Here is an 18,152-nt window from a genome sequence, read left to right on the forward strand (position 1 = left end):
GGCCGACTGCCCGACCACCTCGCCCAACCCTGATACCTGCAAACATGTCACGTTTCAACGCCACTTCCGCACAGGTTCGCGCGAACAAGTGCGCTTTGGCGGGCTCGCGGTTCGACGTCACGATGGTGGTCTTGGTGCGGTGGCGCTCGACGACGATTTCGTAGAAGTCGCTGGTTTCGGTGGCGTCGAGGGGGCGCAGCGCGAAGTCGTCGATGATGAGGACGTCGACGGCGGCCAGTCGGCGGATCTCGGCGTCGACGGTGTGGTCGAGGCGGGCGGCGCGCAGCCGGGTGAACAGTTTGTCGGCTCGGCCGAATACGACGGAATGACGTCGGCGAATGGCCATGTGCCCCAATGCTGTTGCCAGATGAGTCTTGCCTATGCCGACGGGGCCGAGGATGATCGCGGACTGGCCGGCGTCGAGGAATCGCAGCGAGGTCAGATCCCCCAGCAGGGTGCGGTCATAGCGCAGGTCCTCGTGTGCGGTCCAGGTGTCGGACCGCATGCCCGGGTCGAGACCGGCTTTGGTCGCCCGCAATGCGGCAGAGCGGGATTCGCGTCGGGACACCTCGTCAGCCAGCAGGGTTTCCAGGAAGCCGATGTGGCTGAGTTTGTGCTGGCGGGCCAGGGCGGCGCGTTCGGGCAAGGTGTCGGCCAGAGCGCCGAGTTTGAGCGTCTTGAGTAGGCGGACCAGATCAGCGCCGACGGGCTCGGCGGGCCGGTGGTGGGTGCTGGACATGTCAGCTGTCCTCCTGGCAGTCGGTGTCGGCGACGACGGTTAATGGTGTTGGGGTGGCATTGAATTCGGCTGGGTCGCGGGCGAATCGGGTCGCGGTGTGACCGACCGCCTGCGGCAGTGCCGGGGTGCTGGTCTCGGTGGCGCGTTCCAGCATGGAGGCGATCTTGGTGACCGAGACGACATCGAGGTCCAGGGATAGCGAGCAGGCCTGTTCGACCCGGTCGGCGCCGTAGCGGCGGACCAGGCCCAGCAGCCGGTAGACGGTGCGCATCTTCGTCCAGGGCAGCCGGTCATCGAGGATGCGTTCGGCGTAGATCCCGACGCTGGGGCCATGCGCCCCGCAGGCGGTGATCAACGCCGCCACATCCCGCAGGGCGTATCCGGTCTTGTGTTCGGGCAGGTCAGCGGGGTCGGTCCTGCGCCCACCGGCGGGTTGGCGGGGATGGACCTTGACCAGCACGCCGCGGCGGTAGAACTTCACCAGCTCGGTGTCGGCCCGCACGTCCAGGTACTGGCCGATCCAGCACTCGGGTAGCGAGTACAGCGCCTTGGCGACCTCGGCGTGGAAATCGCGGTGAACCTTGACGGTCTTGAACACCGGCACGTCATAGACCCCCGGCACCGGCAGCAGCCGGACTGCTCCTCGGCGGTGAACATCTCCAGCGGCCGCGCACAGGTGGTGCCGTGGGTTCGGGTGCCCGCGGTGTCACGACACCAGGCCACGGCGGCCTGCTGCGCCTGTTGCAGGCTGGTGAAGGTTTCGCCGTCCCAGAAGTTTCGGCGCACGTACTGCACGGCGCGTTCCACCCGTGGCTTGTCCTTCGGTTATCCGGCTAATCCTGGCGCAGTTTGGGCGTTTTGGGCGTTGCGGTGTCTCAGTGTTGTCCGGTTTTGCGGAGGCGGCGGAGTTCTTCTTCGTGGCGGCGGACGGTTTCGGCGACGGCCTCCAGTGCGATGCGGAGGTGAGCGATTTCAGTGGTGAGGCCTGTCAGGGTGTGTGCTTCCCTGCCGCGGGTGCGGTGTTCCTCGATGATGCTGCGCAGGTCGGGGTTGCGGTAGAGGGTGGCCCGCCCGAGTCCGGTGCGCTCGGCGACCTCATCGAAGGTGACGGGTTGCCCGCTAAGAATGATTGCAGCGCAGACGTCTTCGACGTGTTGGCGGCGTTGTTCGCCCGTCATCCGGTTTGAGCCTGACTGATGTGGGCATCGAGGCGTTCGATGAGTCGGCGGTGGCGTTCGGCTTCGCCGGTCCAACCGCGTGCTTCGGCATCGCGGGCCAGTGTTTCGGTGTCGGCGCGCTGGGCCGCCAGGACGGGCAGGTAGCCAGTGTCGGTGCGGAAGTTGGGGCAGTGCTCGCAGATGTTGGCGTAGGCGCACGGGCCTTGGACCTGGGCGCGGATACAGAAGCCACCCGCAAGGCGGGCCTTGACCGCGGGCGCCTGTTTCCAGTCGCCCTCGACGATCGGCAGTTGGGCGCGTCCGTGGGGCGGCTCGGCGGGCAGGGTGCCCAGGTGGGCTTTCGCGGCGGTCAGGGCGCGCTCGTATTCGGTGCGCACGGTCGAGTCGAACAGCCGCCCGTAGCGCAGACTCATCTCGGCCGAGACGTGCCCGAGCAGAGTCATCAGGCTTTGCAAGGACACGCCGGCGTTGACCAGAGCGGTGGCATAGGTGTGACGCAGCTGATGCGGGGTGGTATGCGGCAGACCGGCATCCGGGTGACGCGGGTCATGACGTCGCGAAGGTGGTAGACGGTCAGGCGCCGGCCGTGGTGAGTGAACAGGAAATCGGTGGGTCGCGCGGTGCGCGGATGTGGCAGCGGCCGCCCGGCTGAGCGGTGGGCCACGATGCGGTCGATCAGCGCAACGGTTTCCTCTTCGAGGGGCACCATGCGTTCGGTGTTCAGCTTGCCCAGCGGCACCTTCAGCCATGCGCCCTGGCCGGGGATCTCGTGCACGCAGTCCAGTTCCAGATCGATGAGTTCACCGATGCGTAGACCGGTGGCGCGTTGCAGCAGCAACGCATCAGCGGGCAGCCGGTTGGGCCAGGTCTGCAGCGCTTGGGTCAGGCGCCGGTCCAGGTCCGGAGTGAGGTAGCGGGGTAACGCTCGGGCCAGCTTGGGGATGTCGGAGCGAAACACCAAGCGCCGCTTGGGTGCTTCGGGCCAGCCCCATTCTGCGATGTCGTTGAGCAGGCAATGCACCGCCAGGATCCGGCCGCGGCGCTCGGAGGCCTGGATCGGTGCGCCGGTGCGGGAGTTGGTCGCCGCGGCGGTCGCGGTCAGGTAAGTCTCGATGTGTCGGCGTCGGTCCAACTCGGCCAGACTCGATAGTTCGGGGTCAATTGCGGTCAGGTGCGCAGCGAAGTGGTTGAGCCGGCTCGCGGTGCCGGTGACCGTGCTGCGGGTATGGGTGGCCGTCAGCCGGTCGAGGTAGGCCACGAACGAGTCCCGCAGCGCCGGGGTGGCATCCCGCATCCGCTGGGCAAAGCTTTGCCGCAACAGGCTGGTCGCGTTCACCGGCTGCTCCGCGAGCACCCCGAGATGAAACATCACCTGCCTGGCAGTGTGGGTCGCGCTGCTGTAATGGCGGCTGGCTTTTTCTCGGTCGTGTCGCGCCGCGCTGGCGGCCAGCAAGTCGTCGAAGTCGTTGTCGGTCAACGCATCCAGCCGTCGACCGGTCTGGATGAGTAGCCGGCCGATCACTTGCGATGCGGTGGCGCTGCGGGTGCGTTCGGTGAAGCCGAGTTCCTTGGCGGCGGCGAGGAATCTGGCCAGGTCCTCAGCCAAGGGTCCCGGTGGCAGATGCCGCCAGAAGACTGGCAGCTTGCGGCGGATCAGGTAGTCATAGCCGGGCCGCAGATGCCCGGCCAGCATCAAGAACATCACGAACGACCGGGTGGGATCAGAGATCGTTAACCGCGTCTTGAGCGGCTCGCTGGCCCACCGCTGCGGGTCGGGCCAGCGCCGCAGGAACGTTCGCGCGGCCGGGCGAAGGTTCACCCCGGTCAACCCGAGCCGGTCGCAGTGCTCGGCGTAAGCGGCGAGCAGGTCGACCTCAGGGGCGGGCGCGTAGCCGAGCGCGGGCGGCATCGAACTCCTCACGCAAAAACGATGGGGCCAAATGGATGTAGGCAGCCGCGGAGTCGACATGGTCGTGACCCATCAGCGCCTGAATCACCGACAGATCGACCCCTGCCTCGGCCAGCGCGGTGCCGAATGAATGCCGTAACGCGTGGGGGTGCCCGGCTGCGACACCGGAGCGCTCGCGGTGATAGCGGAACACCGTGCGCAGTCCCGCCGGGGTAAGTGGCTGTCCGCGGTGGGCGCCTTTGGCGACGACGAACAGTGCCTCAGCGTCGGTCTCGGGGCGCTCAGCCAGCAGATAGGTCTGGATCGCCCCGGCCACGTCGGTATCGATCGGCACCGAGCGTTCCTTGCCGCCCTTGCCGAACACCCGAACCCAGCGCCGCGCGATATCGACATCGTTGACCCGCAGCCCGAGCACCTCCGCTGACCGCAGCCCCGAGAGCAGCATCAGCCCGCCGATCGCGCGATCGCGTCGGCTACGGAAGCTGCCCAGCAGCGCCGTGGACTCCTCCCGCGACAACCCCCGAGGCAATCGACGTGGCTCGCGGACCCGCAACTGTGAACGCGCCTTCGGCTTCGCCGTATGCGCCAACAAGCCAGAACGCTCACCGCGCGAACGCATTCGGGCCGTTCGCCCGCCGCGGACAGGATTAGGCGCGTCCGGGTCACGCATCTCCAGGAACGCGAACAGACTCGAAATCGCCGCCAACCGCCGATTGATCGTCGCCGGCGCATACCCCTGATTGCGGCCATCACGGATCGAGTACACGTTGCCACCCGGCCGACCCGGCAACGTCGCCTCCCGACAAGCGGTCAAAAACCGCAGCAGCACATCAACATTCACGTCCAGGAGTGCCAAATCCTCGTCACCGAGCACATCGTGCGAACGCCAGCAGGTCGTAGGCGTAGGCCCGGCAGGTCCGCGGCGAGAAGTTGCGGTCTGCCAGATATCCGAGGAACTCGTTGACCAATCCGAAGTCTTCAGCAGCGCTCCCACGCAACTGCCAGACGCCGTGCTCATCGGCAGCCACCGACAGTTCCCTCGTCATGAGATGTAGATATCTCATCTCAATCCACCATCGGTCAAGAACCGCACGAAAACGGCGTGTCGCAGCTGATCCAATATCACTATTAGCCGGTTAAGAGAGGCGAGGCCACCCTCGCGGGATCGGTCAGGAAGCCAGCATGGCCGGCGTAGTCCAGCCAGCCCTGGTTGAACTGCGGGTTGACCGCATCGGCGTCGGCGATCACCGGCTTGAGGTTGTCGGGGATCAGCACCGCGAACACGCCGCCGAAGAACGCCCACGCCGCCTGGCAGCCGGCGATCACCGCGGCCAGGGTCTGCGAGTAGGACAGCCACACGAACATGTGCCGGGAGTACACCGCGGTGAAGATCAGCGCATGCACCTTGCGGCGCCGCCCGTCCTCGGCGTCGGTGAGCATCCCCAGATAGCCGAAATCGACCTGACACTCCACCCCGGGATCGCCATCGGCGACGCGCACCGTGAGGTCCTTGCGGCCGAACCCGCAACGCTCACTGGCAAATCGGTGCAACGTCCGATACGGCACCACGCAGCCCTGCCGGGCCAGAAGGGTGTGGATCTTGGTCACCGTCAACGGCCGCTGCTCACCATCGCCGGCCACCCACTTCGTGATCTGCTCCTCGAACCCCAACAGCTGCTCCCACGCCGCACCATGCCCATCAGGGCGCACCGGACGCACCGCCTCGGCGACAATCCCGATCAACGCGTCATCGACAGCGCCCAGATCGTCGTCGCGGCGCAGACCAGCTGCCTGGGCGGCCTCGACATAGCGGCGCACCGTCTTGCGGTCCAGGCCGCAATGCCCGGCGATCGTGCGATAGCCCGGGGCCGGTAGCCCCGCCACCCCCAGCCACACCCGGAGCACTTCCCTGATCTCGTTCACACTGACCTCCCGAAAAGCCATGCCGGCGACCTCCGTGACTTGCGCTGTCACGGCGATCGAACGAACAAATGAAAAGACCACCGACGCGACGCGCCGGTGGTCCAATAACTGGCAATCCAGGTGGTCCCATCACCCTGGCAAAAATCAGGTCACACTGGCCCCATCCTCATGGCAGGCGACACTCTGGGCGAAATTCGTCAGATCGCGCGGGCTGGCGTGAGGCATTGTTGCGCGAGGTCGGAGAGGATCAATTCCGTCGTCGGGGTCACCGTGCCCGGCCGATAGCCGTGTCGACGCTGGGCCTGCTCAGACCGCTGCCGGCTTTGCTGGGCGAAATAGAACCGGAACCAGCCCACCCGCTGCGGGCCATCCTCAGCCGGGCCCTGGCCAATATCGGCGGTATCCGGCTGTGTTGGCCTCTGCGTCACGTGCTCGGCTTGCTCGCCACGATAACCCCGCGAGGCAACGCTGAATCGAGCCGCTGCGACACCGCTCTGGCCGGAATCGGTTCGACGGCGTGCGTCGTGTCGTCACTCGGCCACCACCGCCCGGTATGCGTGGCGGCATGGTGAGCATCTTGGGCAGTCCGCAGCCGACGGTCTCGATATCGTCGTCTTGGGTGGCGAAAATGAAGCTGTCCATGCCGGTCTCGACGAGCAGTGTTGTCAGCGTGTCCGTCCATTGCTCCACGGTGCCGCCGAAAGGCTCGTCGGATGGTGCATCCGATGCCCGACCGAAGACGTTGTAGACGCGGGCAACCGTTCTCGAATCTCGGCCGGCCTCGACGGCGCCGGCGTCAATCTGGCTGTGCATGTCCGGGAGTTTGTCGGGAGGGAAATGGCTGTTCGACGGGATCCAGCTGTCGGCGTGACCGCCGAGGTAGCGCAGCAACTTCGGGCCGCCGACGCCCAACCAGACTTGCATGTCGTGGGCTGGCGCCGGGCCTGGATGCAGACTCTTCAAGTGGTAGAACTCTCCGTCGTAGCTGATCGCGCGTTTCCGGGACCACATCAGGCGGGTCACCTCGACGGCTTCCCGCAACGCGCGCGCAGCATCCTTCGGTGAACGGCGGGGCCCGCCCATTGCCACGATCGGCTCCCAGAAAGCGCCTGCACCAAGCGCCAGTTCCACACGACCACCCGACAATATGTGGAGGCTGGCCGCCATCTTCGCCATCGCCGCGGGCTGGCGCAGTGGAACGTTGGCAACATCGGGCCCCACCCGTACCCGCTCGGTGCGCATCAGCAACGCTGACATGAACGCCCAGGCGTCGAGGAACCGGCGTTGGTATGGGTGGTCCTGCACTGCGATGAAATCGAGTGCATGATCGGCAATTTCGGCGAGGGCGTAACTGTTGTCGATCCAGTCGGATCGTGGGCTGAGGAACAGACCGAACTGCACAGGTCTGCCGTAGTCGGCCATGCGGGCCCTTCTGTCGACTCTGACGGCAGTGGCGGCCTACGTTGAAGAATGACCACGAAAAGCACCGCCGCTACCGTGATTCCCACGCTACCTCAGGTCAAACCCTCGTCCTCGAGATGGCCCTGCCTGCATGCGCCACCGTTGAGGCCGGCGGGACGGTACGGGGACGCGACCGGCAGAACAGTGCCCGCACGCTCCCGGACCCACTCGGTGACATCCTTCCGGTCATACCTCACAGCCACTGCCCGGTCCTTGTTTTGCCGCATTGCGCCGACCGCGTGCCGGCCGACCGCCCGCGGCGGCCTGATGTACCGGTGTCGGCTAACCGAGGCCGCGTTTCGGGCGGGTTGTACGCGCGAGCCTGTGCCGGCGATTGGTCGATGACGTCGCGCTCGATGGTGGTGGCCAGCGGGGTCTCTTTGATGAAGGCGAGTGCTATGACGGCGATGACCGCCAACGGCACCATGAACAAGAAGATCGGCAGCAATGCGTCGTTGTAGGCCTCGAGGATGGGCAGTCGTGTGGTAGCGGGCAGTTCTCTGACCGCAGCGGGGGTAAGCGCGTTGGTGTCGGTGCTGCCGGCGGAATCGGGCAGCCTTTCGGCCAGCAGGGTGACCAGGCGCGTGGCGAACACCGAACCGACCACGGCGGAGCCCACGCTGGCGCCCACCTGCCGGAAGTAGTTCGTCGCGGCGGTCGCCGTGCCCACGATCGCGCTTGAAAAGGTGTTCTGCACAATCAGGATGAGGATCTGCATGCCCATGCCGATACCGATGCCGAGTATCGCCGTGTAGCCACACATCAGCCAGATGGGGCTGTCGATGTGCAGCGTCGATATCAAGGCGAGCCCGGCACCCATCACCGCTGCGCCGGCCGTCGGATACCGCTTGTACCGTCCAGTCCGCGACACCAGACGACCACATACGACCGATGCACCGAGCAGCCCACCCATCATCGGGATCATGAGGAGTCCGGCTTCGGTGGCGTTCACCCCCGACGACATCTGCAGGTAAGTGGGTAGGTATCCGATGGCGCCGAACATCGCGATTCCGAACAGCAGCGCGGCGAAGGTGCTGAGCGTGAAGTTCCGTTCTTTGAACAGCGGCAACGGGATGAGCGGATGTGTCGCTTTGGATTCCACGGCCGCAAACAGCAGCGCGGAGACGACTGTGGCGAGGATCAGGCCGATGATCTGCGGAGAGCGCCACGCGTAGGTGGCACCGCCCCAGGTGCAGACGAGGATGACTGCTGTGGTGGCGACCGCGATGAGGGCCGCACCGAGGTAGTCGATTCGCGGCCGTTCGGCGTGCGGTGTTTCGGGCAGTCGCAGAAAAACAAGGGTGGCGAGGATGGCGACTGCCCCCAGGGGCACGTTGATCCAGAACGCCCACCGCCAGCCGGGCCCCTCGGTGAACCAACCGCCGAGCAGGGGCCCGGCAACGGAAGCGACTGCGAAGACCGCACCCATCAGCCCCATGTACTTTCCGCGGTCGCGTGCCGGAACGACATCGGCGATCGCGGCCTGGGAAAGGATCATCAACCCGCCACCGCCGGCGCCCTGTATCACCCGGCCCACGATGAGCCACTCGATGTTCGCAGCCTCCGCGCCGATCACCGAGCCGGCGACAAACAGCGAGATCGCGAGGATCAGAACAGGCCTGCGACCCAACAGGTCGCTGATTCGGCCGTAGACCGGCATGACGATCGTGGATGCCAGGATGTAGCCGGTGATGACCCACGTCATGTGGTCGATTCCGTGCAGTTCACCGACGACGGTCGGAAGTGCGGTGGATAGCACCGTCTGGTTCAGCGCTGCCAGCAGCATCGTCACCATCAGGCTGGCGAACAGTGGGGCAACGCTTCTTGTCGTCGGGTTGGAGGTGGACACCGGGAAAACGGAAGTCATGAGATCTCCCTCAGGGCATTGCGGAACACGGAGATCGCCTCCTCGATCGCCGCGGAATCAGCTGAGTCGAACGCCTGCGGGTCGCTGATGTACGCATAGCGCAGGACCGCACCGGCAAGCATCAACAGTGCGCGAGTCGATTCGGCCGAGCGCGGTTGCACATCCGAGTGGGCAAATCGTTCGCTCAGTGCGACCTCGGTGAGCGTCTCGGCAGCCACCACATGTTGCGACATGCGCTCACGCAACTGGGGGTGCCGCGCGATCAGTCCGCGCCGCTCCTCGATCACGGTCCCGGCGACGAAGGTCGAACGGACGATAGCCACGATCAGCCCGACCGTGCGCGTGAACGGGTCGGCATCGACGTCCTCGACGAACGCGGACAGCGCCTGCTCGGGAACCGTCGGCGGCGTCGCACCGAGGACCGCGTCCTCCTTCGATGCGTAGTAGTTGAAGAACGTGCGACGCGACACGCCCGCTCGGCTGGCGATGAGGTCGATCGTCGCGTCGGCAAAACCGACCTGATCCACCAACGAAACCGCAGCTTCATGCAGGTCCACCCGCACCTGTTGTCTATGCCGTGCGCGCAGCCCGCTACCTGCCATGCTCATGACCAAGAACTCTACACCAGTGCAAAATTGCACAAGTGCAGGATTGCATGGTGGGACCGCGTCGCGCGCAGATTCAGACCACGGTGAGTCCACCGTCGACGACCAACTCGGCGCCCGTCATGTAACTACTCTGGGTGCTGGCCAAGAACAGGATGGTGGCGGCGAGTTCGTCGGGACGGCCTGCTCGCTGCAAAGGCGCGGCGGCCAACATCGTGTGGCGCCGCGCGGCGGCTTCGGCCGCTTCACCCGCTGCCACGGTGCCTGTGATCGGCGGCGCGGTGTCGATGGCGCCGGCGCTGATGAGATTGACCCGGATCCGACGGTCTCCGAGTTCGGCCGCCCATGTCCGCGCGAATGCGCGCAATGTCGCCTTGGTCGAGGCATACAGAGTCAGCCCTGGCTGGCCTCGATGCGACAGGGTCGACCCGACCAGGACCACTGATCCACCGTCGCGCAACAGGGGCAGCGCCTTTTGCACGGTGAACAAGACACCGCGGACGTTCACGCCGTAGACGGCGTCGAAGTCGGCCGGTGTGACATCGGGAAGGCGTCTCCATAAACGGAGTGCCGGATTGGCCACCACGATGTCGAGGTGACCCACGTTCGCCGCAATCGTGGCGTACAGCAAGTCCAGATGCTCCAGATCGGCGGCATCGCCACGCACCGCAACGGCGTTGTCGCCAAGTTCGGCGAGTGCGTCGTCAAGGCGGTGCTGGCTGCGTCCGGTGATGAAAACGCGGGCGCCTTCTGCGACAAAGCGATGGGCTGTTGCAAAGCCGATCCCGTGGCTTCCGCCGGTGACCACGGCAACTTTGCCCTCCAGTATTCCCATGGTTTCACTCCTGGTCTCGGTGCGCTCGGACGCGGAGAAGCCTGTCGTGGACGTGCATTCTGTTCCAAGGTCGGTGGGACCCGGCATCGTCGGTTCGATACCGACCACTGCGTGGGCATCGTCGAAATGCAACAGGCGTACATTTCTTGTAGCGCACCATCCACTATGTCAGCGAGGACGGACCATGTCTCGAGAAGGTCACCTGTGGGTCTGGCAGGTGGGTGGCTGTACGCGTTGTTCACCAAGCTGAACGGTGGCCTGGGCAACCGCAATCAGTGACGAGATTCCAAGTCTCCGGCAAGCGATCGACTGACAAGGAGTTCATGTTTCATGTCTGACAACACGTCGGGATGGGCAGGTTTTGACGACCTCTACCGGGACCAAGAGATGGTAGACGGGCTGCCGCCGCTCACGCCGTGGGATATCGGCGGACCACAACCCGCCGTGCAACTGCTGGTAGCCTACGGAGCCCTTCGTGGCCGGGTGCTCGATCCGGGCACCGGTCCCGGCCATAACGCTATCCTCTACGCTTCCAAAGGCTTTCAAGTCACCGGCATCGACAGTTCACCTGCGGCGATAGACAGGGCCAAGCTCAATGCCCGACGGGCGAGGGTGGATGTCGATTTCCGGGTCGGCGACATCACCAAGCTCGACGGACGAGACGGCCGATTCGACACGGTCGTCGACAGCGCCGTGTATCACGTTTTCGCTGACGACGCGGCGGCACAGTCGTCCTATGCGGCCGCGCTGCATCGTGTGACGAATCCCGGGGCTCGGCTGTACATGTTCGAGTTCGGTCGATACAACCTCAACGGTGTTCCCGGTGAGGGCCTCCCCGTCGACAACTTCGATCGTGTGCTTGCGCCGGCCGGATGGCACATCGATCACCTCGGGACCACGACATTCCAGCACCACTTCACGTCCGAGGCACTCATGCACATGTCCGGCACTGTCAGTGGGCAGTACGGCGAACGGATGAGACCGGTTGTGGAAAGACTCAGTGTCATCGAACCGCTGCTGGAGAACAACGTTCTGCACTGGCCGGTGTGGGCGGTCGTCGCCACCCGTCTCGACTGAGAGTTGGCTCGTGGTGGTGCGTAGCAGCACCGCCGCTCCTTCGCGAAATACTCAGTCAGACTTCACGTTTCCCCGAACCCACTCAGGTCGGCAGGTGAGCGGTCAACAGCCAAGCGCCGATCGATTTGCGTCCGTTGGCTTCATCGCGGATATCGGACCCGCTGAACGGCTGATTTTCACCGGCCAGTTCGTCGGGAACGTTGGCATGGATGCGGGCCGGTCGGATCTCATCGATGGTCCAGTACCTTCCCACTACCGCGCGCAACTCGTCTTCGGTCACACCGGCAATCGGACCATTGCCGGTCCTGCCCGTCCGGTCGAATACCAGCACGATGTAGGTCGCACCGGGCGCGGCTGCCCGCACGATGGACTGTTGATAACCCTCTCGCAGCTCTACAGGCATCGAGTGGAACAGCGTACTGTCGATGATCGTGCCGAAACGGCCGTCGTAGCCGGTGAAGGCACTGATGTCGGCTACCTCGAATGTGGTGTTGGAGAGTCCGCGTCGGGCGGCCTCCTCGCGCGCCAGCTCGATCCCGGTCGGGGACACATCGAGGCCAACGACGGTGAAGCCGCGTTCGGCCAGATACATCGATACCGCCGCTTCGCCACAACCGGCATCGAGCACCTCGCCGTGGACCTTGCCGGCCTCGATCAGTGTGGCGATTTCAGGTTGCGGTTCGTCGATACTCCACGGTGGGCGATTACCCATGCCCATCTCGGGGGCATCACCCCGATAAGCTGCTTCGAACATCGCGTCAGTTGGCTCGGTCATGCTTCCGGTTTATCCACCTTCCTGATGCATGTCAAATTCCTTGATATGTGTTCTATGTTTTGGGGGGGTGCTGGTCCAGCACACGGCAGAAGCGGCCAGAGATCCAGCGAAGCGTTGTGGGCGGGGGCCTGGCCCCCGCCCCCAAACACGGGTGAGGTCAGTCCGCGGCGAGGGCGGCGTGCAGCGACTTCTTGGCCTTGGTGACCGCGTCGAGAAGCTGCACTCTGGCGTCAGAGAGCGCCTGCTTCTGCGCTTCGGTGCCCGACCATGCGATTGTGCGGGCCAGCCCGCCGACCTCATGCAGGGTCTTGCCGATCGTCAGGACATCAGCGAACTGAGCGAACTTGCTCAGGAACATGTGCGTGCTATCACTGGTGACGCCTCGCCACGCCAACAGATTACTGCCGAGTTCGGTCAACGAAGCCACACCGTTCTCGACGGTCACGAAGCCGCGGCCCGCGAGCAGTCCGATAGCCAGGTCGACAACGTCCTGAGGCGGGGTGAACGCGCCGCCGGTCGCCTCGCTGGTTCGCTGCACGATCCCAGCTGCATCGGCGGGCCCGTCGAGAAGTAGCACTGCGGTGCCGAACGCGGCTCGTTTGAGCCCGCCGCCGAACCCTCCCGGGCCGCCGAACCCTCCCGGGCCGCCGAACGCTCCCGGGCCGCCGATGCCGCCGAAGCCGCCGGGGCCCCAGCCGCCAGGCCCTTGACCGCCGCCGGGACCACCGAAACCGGGTCCGCCAGCAAATCCGCCAAAACTCATGTGATCGCCTTTCGTGTGGTGTGGCGCCGCCCGGCGGGGAAACGCCTGATATCAACATCCTTGATACCAACCAGCTTGATATCCGTCAACGAGATCCATCCAGGCCCGCCTGGCCGGCCAGACCCGGGGCGACGCCACCCGTTGGCGTGATGCTCGGCCGGAGTCATGTGAAGATGTCGCGATGAATGAATCAGCGGGGGAGCCGCTCGGCTACTTGCTGCACCAGCTCGCGGCGATCTTGCGTCCGGAGGTTGCTGCTGAGCTCGGTCCTCTGGGGCTGGGGTTGCCCGAGTTCGTGTGTTTGCGCATACTTGCGGCTTCACCTGGCCGGAGCAACGCTGACTTGGCGCGCGAGACGCACGTGTCGGCACAAGCGATGAACCAGCTGCTGCGCAGGTTGGAGGCTATGGGTGCGGTGGCGCGGCCTGCGAGTGCCCCGACCGGACGTGCGCTGCCCGCAGAACTCACCGACGAGGGAAGGACGCTGCACGAACGTGCAGAACGCGCTGTACGCATCGCCGACCAACGCGTGCTCGACAAGTTGTTGCCGACCGAACAGCGCCACCTGAAAACGCTGTTACGAAAGGCTGCGCTGCACGACCCTGCAGTTCAGCAGTTTCCGCCGACGGCGTGCCGGTAGTTCGTCGACGCGACCATTCGGGCGGGAACCGAACAGCCATCTTCTTGCGGCCGGAAAACCGAAGCTTCCGGCAGTATCAGTCTGCCCGCCCTGCCGGGAAGCGCCGGAACCGGTCTCGCGCTCCGCCCGGCGCGCAGCGTAGCGCCGTGCGTCGGCGGCAGCGTCAAGCCTCTCGGGTGGGAAGCCGGTCGCGGTCCGGTCTGATCCGTAGGCCGACTCGGTTGTTCGAGGGGTTGCGTCCAGCAGAGTGGCGCCAACTTGTTGAATCCTGGCGGGGATGCGCCGCCTGCAGCGATGCTCCCTGTGGTGGTGATCGGTCTGGCTCGTCGTACACCTGTCGCCTTCGGGCTGACTCCAAGAGTGGCCTGTCGGCCGGTTCCCACCACAGCGTGGAGTGGCTGAAGAGAGGCTTGTTGAACCGTCCTGGTCTGGATGGAGACTGATGTGCCCTGGGTTGCCCGGAGTCGGTTTGCTTGACTTTGGGTCACGACGTCCGTTGAAGGAGCCGTGTCCGTGCCGAAGCGTTACCCCGAAGAATTCCGCCGCAAGGTGCTCGACCTGGTGGCTGCTGGCCGCCCGATCGCTCAGATCGCTGCCGATCTGGGTATCAGCGACCAGACCATCTACGGCTGGCGCAAGCAGGAACTGATCGACACCGGGCAGCTCCCGGGTCTCAACCGCGCCGAGCAGGCCGAGCTTGCCGCGGCCAACAAGCGCATTCGGGAACTCGAGCCCGTGGCTGCCGGAGCGCACGGCCCGTGCGCAGGCAGGTGACCAATTCGCGTTTGAGCGCGCCTCGCCCCTGGATGAACAGCGACTGATAGATCGCCTCATGGCTGATGCGCATGGACCCATCATCAGGGAAGTCGACCTTCAACCGGTGCGAGATCTGCTCCGGGCTCCACGCGGTCGCCCACCGCCGGTCCTGCCGATGCGGCTTATTCAACCCCTTCCACGCCGGCGGCTGCGGCCCGACGACGATGCTGCCGTCTGTCCGGCGCACGTTCCCGGCCAGGCGCCCCTGGACGTACTCACGCAGCCTGTCGTTGGTCGCGAGTCGCGCCGCCTTTGGCCGTTTCGCCGCTTGCTGAGCCTTCCATTGCGCCACCAGCGCCCGGTACTCCTGCTTGCCGCTGCGCGTGGCCGCATTGCGGCGCAGCTCGCGGGAGATCGTTGACGGGTCACGGCCCATCCTGCGCGCGATCTCACGCACTCCCACCTGCTTGGCGCGCAGCAGCGCGATCTCCTCGCGCTCCTCGAAGCACAGGTAGCGGCCGGTGGGCTCGGTCAGTGAGATCGGTGGCATGCCGCCAGCATGGCGAAACCAGCGGGTCCCGACCGGCACGGACACGCCCACCTTCAACGCCGCCTCGGCCGAGGAGATACCCGTCGCGATCAGACGCCAGAACTGCCGCTGCACCGCCCGCGAGGGTTCAGGCCGCCCGGGCGAGCGCATCGGAGGCCGCAACGCCCGATCCGCACGCCACTGCCGACGCGCACCCTCGGGCACATCGCTGGTCTTCGCGGCCCAATCTCTCGTCGCCACTGCTGAACACCTCCACGGTCGAGGTGTTGCGACGACCAGTTGAATCCACCCTGCACACCGTGATCGCTGTGAACAACGATGCCGGCCTCCGGATCGCGTGTCGGCGGACATGAAAAAATGCCCGCAGGCGGACATGAAAATGCCCATGCGCGGCCAATAAGAACTGCCCACTGGCGGACATGAAAGTGCCCGTTGGNGTGTCGGCGGACATGAAAAAATGCCCGCAGGCGGACATGAAAATGCCCATGCGCGGCCAATAAGAACTGCCCACTGGCGGACATGAAAGTGCCCGTTGGCGGCCATGAATCTGCCCAGACCGCGTCATCCCGCTCCGGCGCGCCAAGCGACGGGGCGGCCTCTCCTGCGGTTTCGATGTCGATGCCAAGTCGAACCGACAACCCCAGGAGAGACCTACTTTGAAGTCTGACGGAGAACTCATGGAAATACTCAATGCCTACGACCTGACCGGGTCCTACCGTGCTGCCGCCGAGCTGTGTGGGTGCTCGCACCACACCGTCAAGAAGGCCGTCGAGGACCGCGACGCTGGTCTGCCGCCGGCGACCCGGCGGGCCCGGATGATCGACGACTGGCGCGATCTGCTGGAGGGCTGGGTGTCTGATTCGAAGGGCAAGATCCGCGGCGACAAGGCCCACGACAAGCTGGTGGCGCTGGGATACACCGGTACCGACCGCACCACCCGCCGAGCGCTGGCCGAGATCAAAGCCCAATGGCGACTGGGCAATACGCGCGTGCACCGGCCGTGGATCACCGAGCCGGGACTGTGGCTGCAGTACGACTTCGCCGACGGCCCGCTGGTGGCCGGCCGCAAGATCGTGCTGCTGGTGGCGTGGCTGGCGTGGAGCCGCTACCGGGTGGTGATCGCCTTGCGCGACCGCACCGCACCCAGCGTGTTCGCCGGCCTGGACCGCATCTTTCGCATTATCGGGGGTGCCCCGACCTATCTGCTGACCGACAACGAGAAGACCGTCACGACCGGACACATCGCCGGAGTCCCGGTCCGCAACCGGGCCGCGGTGACCTTCGGCCGCTATTACGGCATCTCGGTGCTGACCTGTGAGCCGGCCGACCCGGCCTCCAAAGGTGGGGTGGAAAACGCGGTCAAGCTCGCCAAGGCCGACATCGTGCCCACCGATACCAACCTACTGCCCCAGTACGACTCGTTCGCCGACGTCGAGGCGGCGTGCGCCGGGTTCACCACTGAGATCAACGCCCGGACCCACCGCGCCACGGGTCGCCGTCCGGCCGAGATGCTCACTGCAGAACGCCCGGCCCTGCACGCCATCCCCGATCTGCCGCATACCGCCGCGCTGGGGGTGACCCGCCGGGTTCCCGACAACACCCCGATGGTCACCTTCAACCACTGCCAATACTCGCTGCCGGCAACACTATTGGGACAGACCGTCTGGATCCGCTATCACGACGGGACCGATGAGGTGGTGATCTGCGCTCTCGATGACGGCGGCCCCGTGGAAGTGGCCCGACACCACCGCGCCACCCCCGGCAGTCCCGCCATCGACGATGACCATTTCCCCGACCACCGCGACAAGGTTCCCGGTGATTACCGGGTGCGGGCCCGCACCGTCAGTGAGCAGACCTTCCTCGCACTCGGGCCGGGTGCGGCGGTGTGGCTCAAAGAAGCCGCCGCCGTCGGCACCGAACGCATCCTGCAGAAGATGGCCCACGCCGTCGAGCTCTCGGCGTTGGCCGGTCGCGCTGATGTGGACTGGGCGCTCGGGCATGCCGCCGTGCACGGCCGCTTCGCTACCGGTGATCTCGACTCCATCCTCGCCGCCAAAGGCCTGGACCTAACTCGGCGTGGCGCCGGTGAACACACCTCGCTGGCGCAAGGCACCAGTGGGTGGAACCTGTTCGGCCGCACCATCATCGATGCCGGCGAGGCGGGCATCGCATGACCACCACCACGATCACTACCGCACCGTTGCCGGCCGAGGTGGAGTCGTTGATGCGTGCGTTGCGGTTGCCGCACGCCCGAGCCGTCGCCGCCGACGTGCTGGCCACCGCCCGCGCCCAACGCTGGGACCCCACCGAAGTCATCAAAGCCCTGCTGACCGAGGAAGCCGCCGGCCGGGCCCGCTCCATGCTGGCCTCCCGCCGCAAAGCTGCCGGCTTCCCGACCGGCAAGACCTTCGACGCCTGGGACCCGACGGCGTCATCGATCCCGTTGCCCACCCAGCAGGCGCTGCAGACCCTGGAATGGGTCGGGCGTCGGGAGAACCTGGTGGTCTGCGGGCCCGCCGGCACCGGCAAGACCTTCTTCCTCGAAGCCCTCGGGCAAAAGGTCATCGAAGCCGGCATGCCAGTGGCGTGGTTCACCCTCGAGCAGATCGGAGTGCTGGTGCGAGCGCACCGCGCCGATGACACCCTGGGCAAGGCCGTGGCCAAGATCGTGCGTGCTGAGCTGGTCGTCATCGATGACGTAGGACTGTTGCCGGTCGGCGCGGATGCCGCTGAAGGGCTCTACCGCATCGTGGAGGCGGCCTACGAACGCCGCTCGGTGGCGATCTCGTCGAACCTGCACCCCAGCGGATTCGATGAGCTCATGCCCAAGACGCTGGCCACCGCGACCGTGGACAGGCTGCTGCACCACGCGCACCTATGCCAAACCAGCGGCGATTCCGTGCGCCTGGCCCAAGCCCTGCACGGGAAAGGAGTCCACCCCTTGACCTGACCGACCCAGCCGGTGGCGAACACACCCTCATGGGCAGATTCGTGTCCGCCACCGGGCAATTCTTAATGGCCACCTACGGGCAGTTCTCCTGTCCGCCCACGGGCACTTTCAAATGTCCATTGAC

Annotated in this window: 19 protein-coding genes and 2 pseudogenes; 5 read left to right on the forward strand and 16 right to left on the reverse strand. The window is 65.7% G+C overall.

The features are described from left to right. The 13 genes and pseudogenes from H7I57_RS27905 to H7I57_RS27970 form a co-directional block, all read right to left on the reverse strand. Nucleotides 1-739 (reverse strand): ATP-binding protein (locus H7I57_RS27905; RefSeq protein ID WP_264027670.1); only part of this gene is annotated, 739 nt, incomplete at its 3' end. Nucleotide 740: 1 nt separating this feature from the next. Further along, nucleotides 741-1,361: a Mu transposase domain-containing protein gene (locus H7I57_RS27910; RefSeq protein ID WP_443678344.1), complete on the reverse strand. Its 621-nt coding sequence runs from the start codon at nt 1,359-1,361 to the stop codon at nt 741-743. A 253-nt stretch (nt 1,362-1,614) separates the two neighbouring features. Continuing rightward, a complete protein-coding gene (locus tag H7I57_RS27915; protein WP_264027671.1) occupies nt 1,615-1,917 on the reverse strand; it encodes a DUF6262 family protein in 303 nt (100 codons plus the stop codon). Then, nucleotides 1,914-2,441, reverse strand: coding sequence for a tyrosine-type recombinase/integrase (locus H7I57_RS27920; RefSeq protein WP_264027689.1), 528 nt, complete (start codon nt 2,439-2,441; stop codon nt 1,914-1,916). The genes H7I57_RS27915 and H7I57_RS27920 overlap by 4 nt, the downstream gene beginning before the upstream one ends. Further along, nucleotides 2,360-3,886, reverse strand: a complete 1,527-nt coding sequence (locus H7I57_RS33620) for a tyrosine-type recombinase/integrase (RefSeq protein WP_504928648.1) — start codon at nt 3,884-3,886, stop codon at nt 2,360-2,362. Before H7I57_RS33620 ends, H7I57_RS27920 begins: the two co-directional genes overlap by 82 nt. Continuing rightward, a complete protein-coding gene (locus H7I57_RS27930) occupies nt 3,792-4,343 on the reverse strand; it encodes a tyrosine-type recombinase/integrase (RefSeq protein WP_264027674.1) in 552 nt (183 codons plus the stop codon). Before H7I57_RS27930 ends, H7I57_RS33620 begins: the two co-directional genes overlap by 95 nt. Nucleotides 4,344-4,689: 346 nt before the next feature. Beyond that, a complete protein-coding gene (locus tag H7I57_RS27935) occupies nt 4,690-4,872 on the reverse strand; it encodes a hypothetical protein (protein WP_264027675.1) in 183 nt (60 codons plus the stop codon). Between the two features lie 97 nt (nt 4,873-4,969). Further along, nucleotides 4,970-5,770, reverse strand: a pseudogene (locus H7I57_RS27940) (transposase); the annotation flags it as partial. 351 nt (nt 5,771-6,121) lie between these two features. Further along, nucleotides 6,122-7,171, reverse strand: coding sequence for an LLM class flavin-dependent oxidoreductase (locus H7I57_RS27950; protein WP_264027676.1), 1,050 nt, complete (start codon nt 7,169-7,171; stop codon nt 6,122-6,124). A gap of 92 nt (nt 7,172-7,263) precedes the next feature. Next, the gene (locus H7I57_RS27955; RefSeq protein ID WP_264027677.1) at nt 7,264-7,413 is read right to left on the reverse strand and encodes a hypothetical protein; all 150 of its coding nucleotides are present in this window, start codon (nt 7,411-7,413) and stop codon (nt 7,264-7,266) included. Next, a complete protein-coding gene (locus H7I57_RS27960; protein ID WP_264027678.1) occupies nt 7,404-9,077 on the reverse strand; it encodes an MDR family MFS transporter in 1,674 nt (557 codons plus the stop codon). The genes H7I57_RS27955 and H7I57_RS27960 overlap by 10 nt, the downstream gene beginning before the upstream one ends. Further along, nucleotides 9,074-9,778, reverse strand: a complete 705-nt coding sequence (locus tag H7I57_RS27965) for a TetR/AcrR family transcriptional regulator (RefSeq protein WP_264027679.1) — start codon at nt 9,776-9,778, stop codon at nt 9,074-9,076. The genes H7I57_RS27960 and H7I57_RS27965 overlap by 4 nt, the downstream gene beginning before the upstream one ends. Next, a complete protein-coding gene (locus H7I57_RS27970; RefSeq protein ID WP_264027680.1) occupies nt 9,759-10,517 on the reverse strand; it encodes an SDR family NAD(P)-dependent oxidoreductase in 759 nt (252 codons plus the stop codon). Before H7I57_RS27970 ends, H7I57_RS27965 begins: the two co-directional genes overlap by 20 nt. A gap of 330 nt (nt 10,518-10,847) precedes the next feature. On the opposite strand from H7I57_RS27970, the gene H7I57_RS27975 reads away from it, so the two are divergent. Next, entirely contained in the window at nt 10,848-11,594 is a 747-nt protein-coding gene (locus H7I57_RS27975; RefSeq protein ID WP_264027682.1) for a class I SAM-dependent methyltransferase, read from the forward strand. A gap of 82 nt (nt 11,595-11,676) precedes the next feature. Here the strand turns inward: H7I57_RS27975 and H7I57_RS27980 are convergent, their stop codons facing one another. Both H7I57_RS27980 and H7I57_RS27985 read right to left on the reverse strand, forming a co-directional pair. Continuing rightward, entirely contained in the window at nt 11,677-12,369 is a 693-nt protein-coding gene (locus tag H7I57_RS27980) for a class I SAM-dependent methyltransferase (protein WP_264027683.1), read from the reverse strand. 157 nt (nt 12,370-12,526) lie between these two features. Then, nucleotides 12,527-13,132 carry a hypothetical protein gene (locus tag H7I57_RS27985; protein ID WP_264027684.1) on the reverse strand — a complete coding sequence of 202 codons (606 nt, stop codon included), beginning with the start codon at nt 13,130-13,132 and terminating at the stop codon, nt 12,527-12,529. 181 nt (nt 13,133-13,313) lie between these two features. Here H7I57_RS27985 and H7I57_RS27990 point away from each other — a divergent pair, with 181 nt between their 5' ends. Both H7I57_RS27990 and H7I57_RS27995 read left to right on the forward strand, forming a co-directional pair. After that, complete coding sequence (locus tag H7I57_RS27990) at nt 13,314-13,772, forward strand: MarR family winged helix-turn-helix transcriptional regulator (RefSeq protein ID WP_264027686.1); 459 nt, start codon at nt 13,314-13,316, stop codon at nt 13,770-13,772. A gap of 561 nt (nt 13,773-14,333) precedes the next feature. Next, nucleotides 14,334-14,546 (forward strand): transposase, encoded by a 213-nt coding sequence (locus H7I57_RS27995; RefSeq protein WP_264027690.1) that lies wholly within the window; start codon nt 14,334-14,336, stop codon nt 14,544-14,546. On the opposite strand, the pseudogene H7I57_RS28000 reads toward H7I57_RS27995, so the two are convergent. Continuing rightward, nucleotides 14,500-15,228, reverse strand: a pseudogene (locus H7I57_RS28000) (transposase); the annotation flags it as partial. The gene H7I57_RS27995 and the pseudogene H7I57_RS28000 overlap by 47 nt on opposite strands. 506 nt (nt 15,229-15,734) lie before the next feature. Here H7I57_RS28000 and istA point away from each other — a divergent pair. Together istA and istB are read left to right on the forward strand one after the other, a co-directional pair. Beyond that, nucleotides 15,735-17,252 carry an IS21 family transposase gene (gene istA, locus H7I57_RS28005; protein WP_260759569.1) on the forward strand — a complete coding sequence of 506 codons (1,518 nt, stop codon included), beginning with the start codon at nt 15,735-15,737 and terminating at the stop codon, nt 17,250-17,252. Further along, nucleotides 17,249-18,028: an IS21-like element helper ATPase IstB gene (istB, locus tag H7I57_RS28010; protein WP_260759568.1), complete on the forward strand. Its 780-nt coding sequence runs from the start codon at nt 17,249-17,251 to the stop codon at nt 18,026-18,028. The genes istA and istB overlap by 4 nt, the downstream gene beginning before the upstream one ends. Nucleotides 18,029-18,152: the final 124 nt, after the last annotated feature.

The organism is Mycolicibacterium pyrenivorans (assembly GCF_025821625.1).
Lineage (GTDB): Bacteria > Actinomycetota > Actinomycetes > Mycobacteriales > Mycobacteriaceae > Mycobacterium > Mycobacterium pyrenivorans.

Coding starts and splice junctions, on each gene's coding strand:
- istB (WP_260759568.1), top strand. CDS start 17,249: ATGACCACCACCACGATCACTACCGCACCGTTGCCGGCCGAGGTGGAG.
- H7I57_RS27970 (WP_264027680.1), bottom strand. CDS start 10,517: ATGGGAATACTGGAGGGCAAAGTTGCCGTGGTCACCGGCGGAAGCCAC.
- H7I57_RS27980 (WP_264027683.1), bottom strand. CDS start 12,369: ATGACCGAGCCAACTGACGCGATGTTCGAAGCAGCTTATCGGGGTGAT.
- H7I57_RS27975 (WP_264027682.1), top strand. CDS start 10,848: ATGTCTGACAACACGTCGGGATGGGCAGGTTTTGACGACCTCTACCGG.
- H7I57_RS27950 (WP_264027676.1), bottom strand. CDS start 7,171: ATGGCCGACTACGGCAGACCTGTGCAGTTCGGTCTGTTCCTCAGCCCA.
- H7I57_RS27915 (WP_264027671.1), bottom strand. CDS start 1,917: ATGACGGGCGAACAACGCCGCCAACACGTCGAAGACGTCTGCGCTGCA.
- H7I57_RS27990 (WP_264027686.1), top strand. CDS start 13,314: ATGAATGAATCAGCGGGGGAGCCGCTCGGCTACTTGCTGCACCAGCTC.
- H7I57_RS33620 (WP_504928648.1), bottom strand. CDS start 3,886: ATGTCGACTCCGCGGCTGCCTACATCCATTTGGCCCCATCGTTTTTGC.
- H7I57_RS27985 (WP_264027684.1), bottom strand. CDS start 13,132: ATGAGTTTTGGCGGATTTGCTGGCGGACCCGGTTTCGGTGGTCCCGGC.
- H7I57_RS27935 (WP_264027675.1), bottom strand. CDS start 4,872: ATGACGAGGGAACTGTCGGTGGCTGCCGATGAGCACGGCGTCTGGCAG.
- H7I57_RS27960 (WP_264027678.1), bottom strand. CDS start 9,077: ATGACTTCCGTTTTCCCGGTGTCCACCTCCAACCCGACGACAAGAAGC.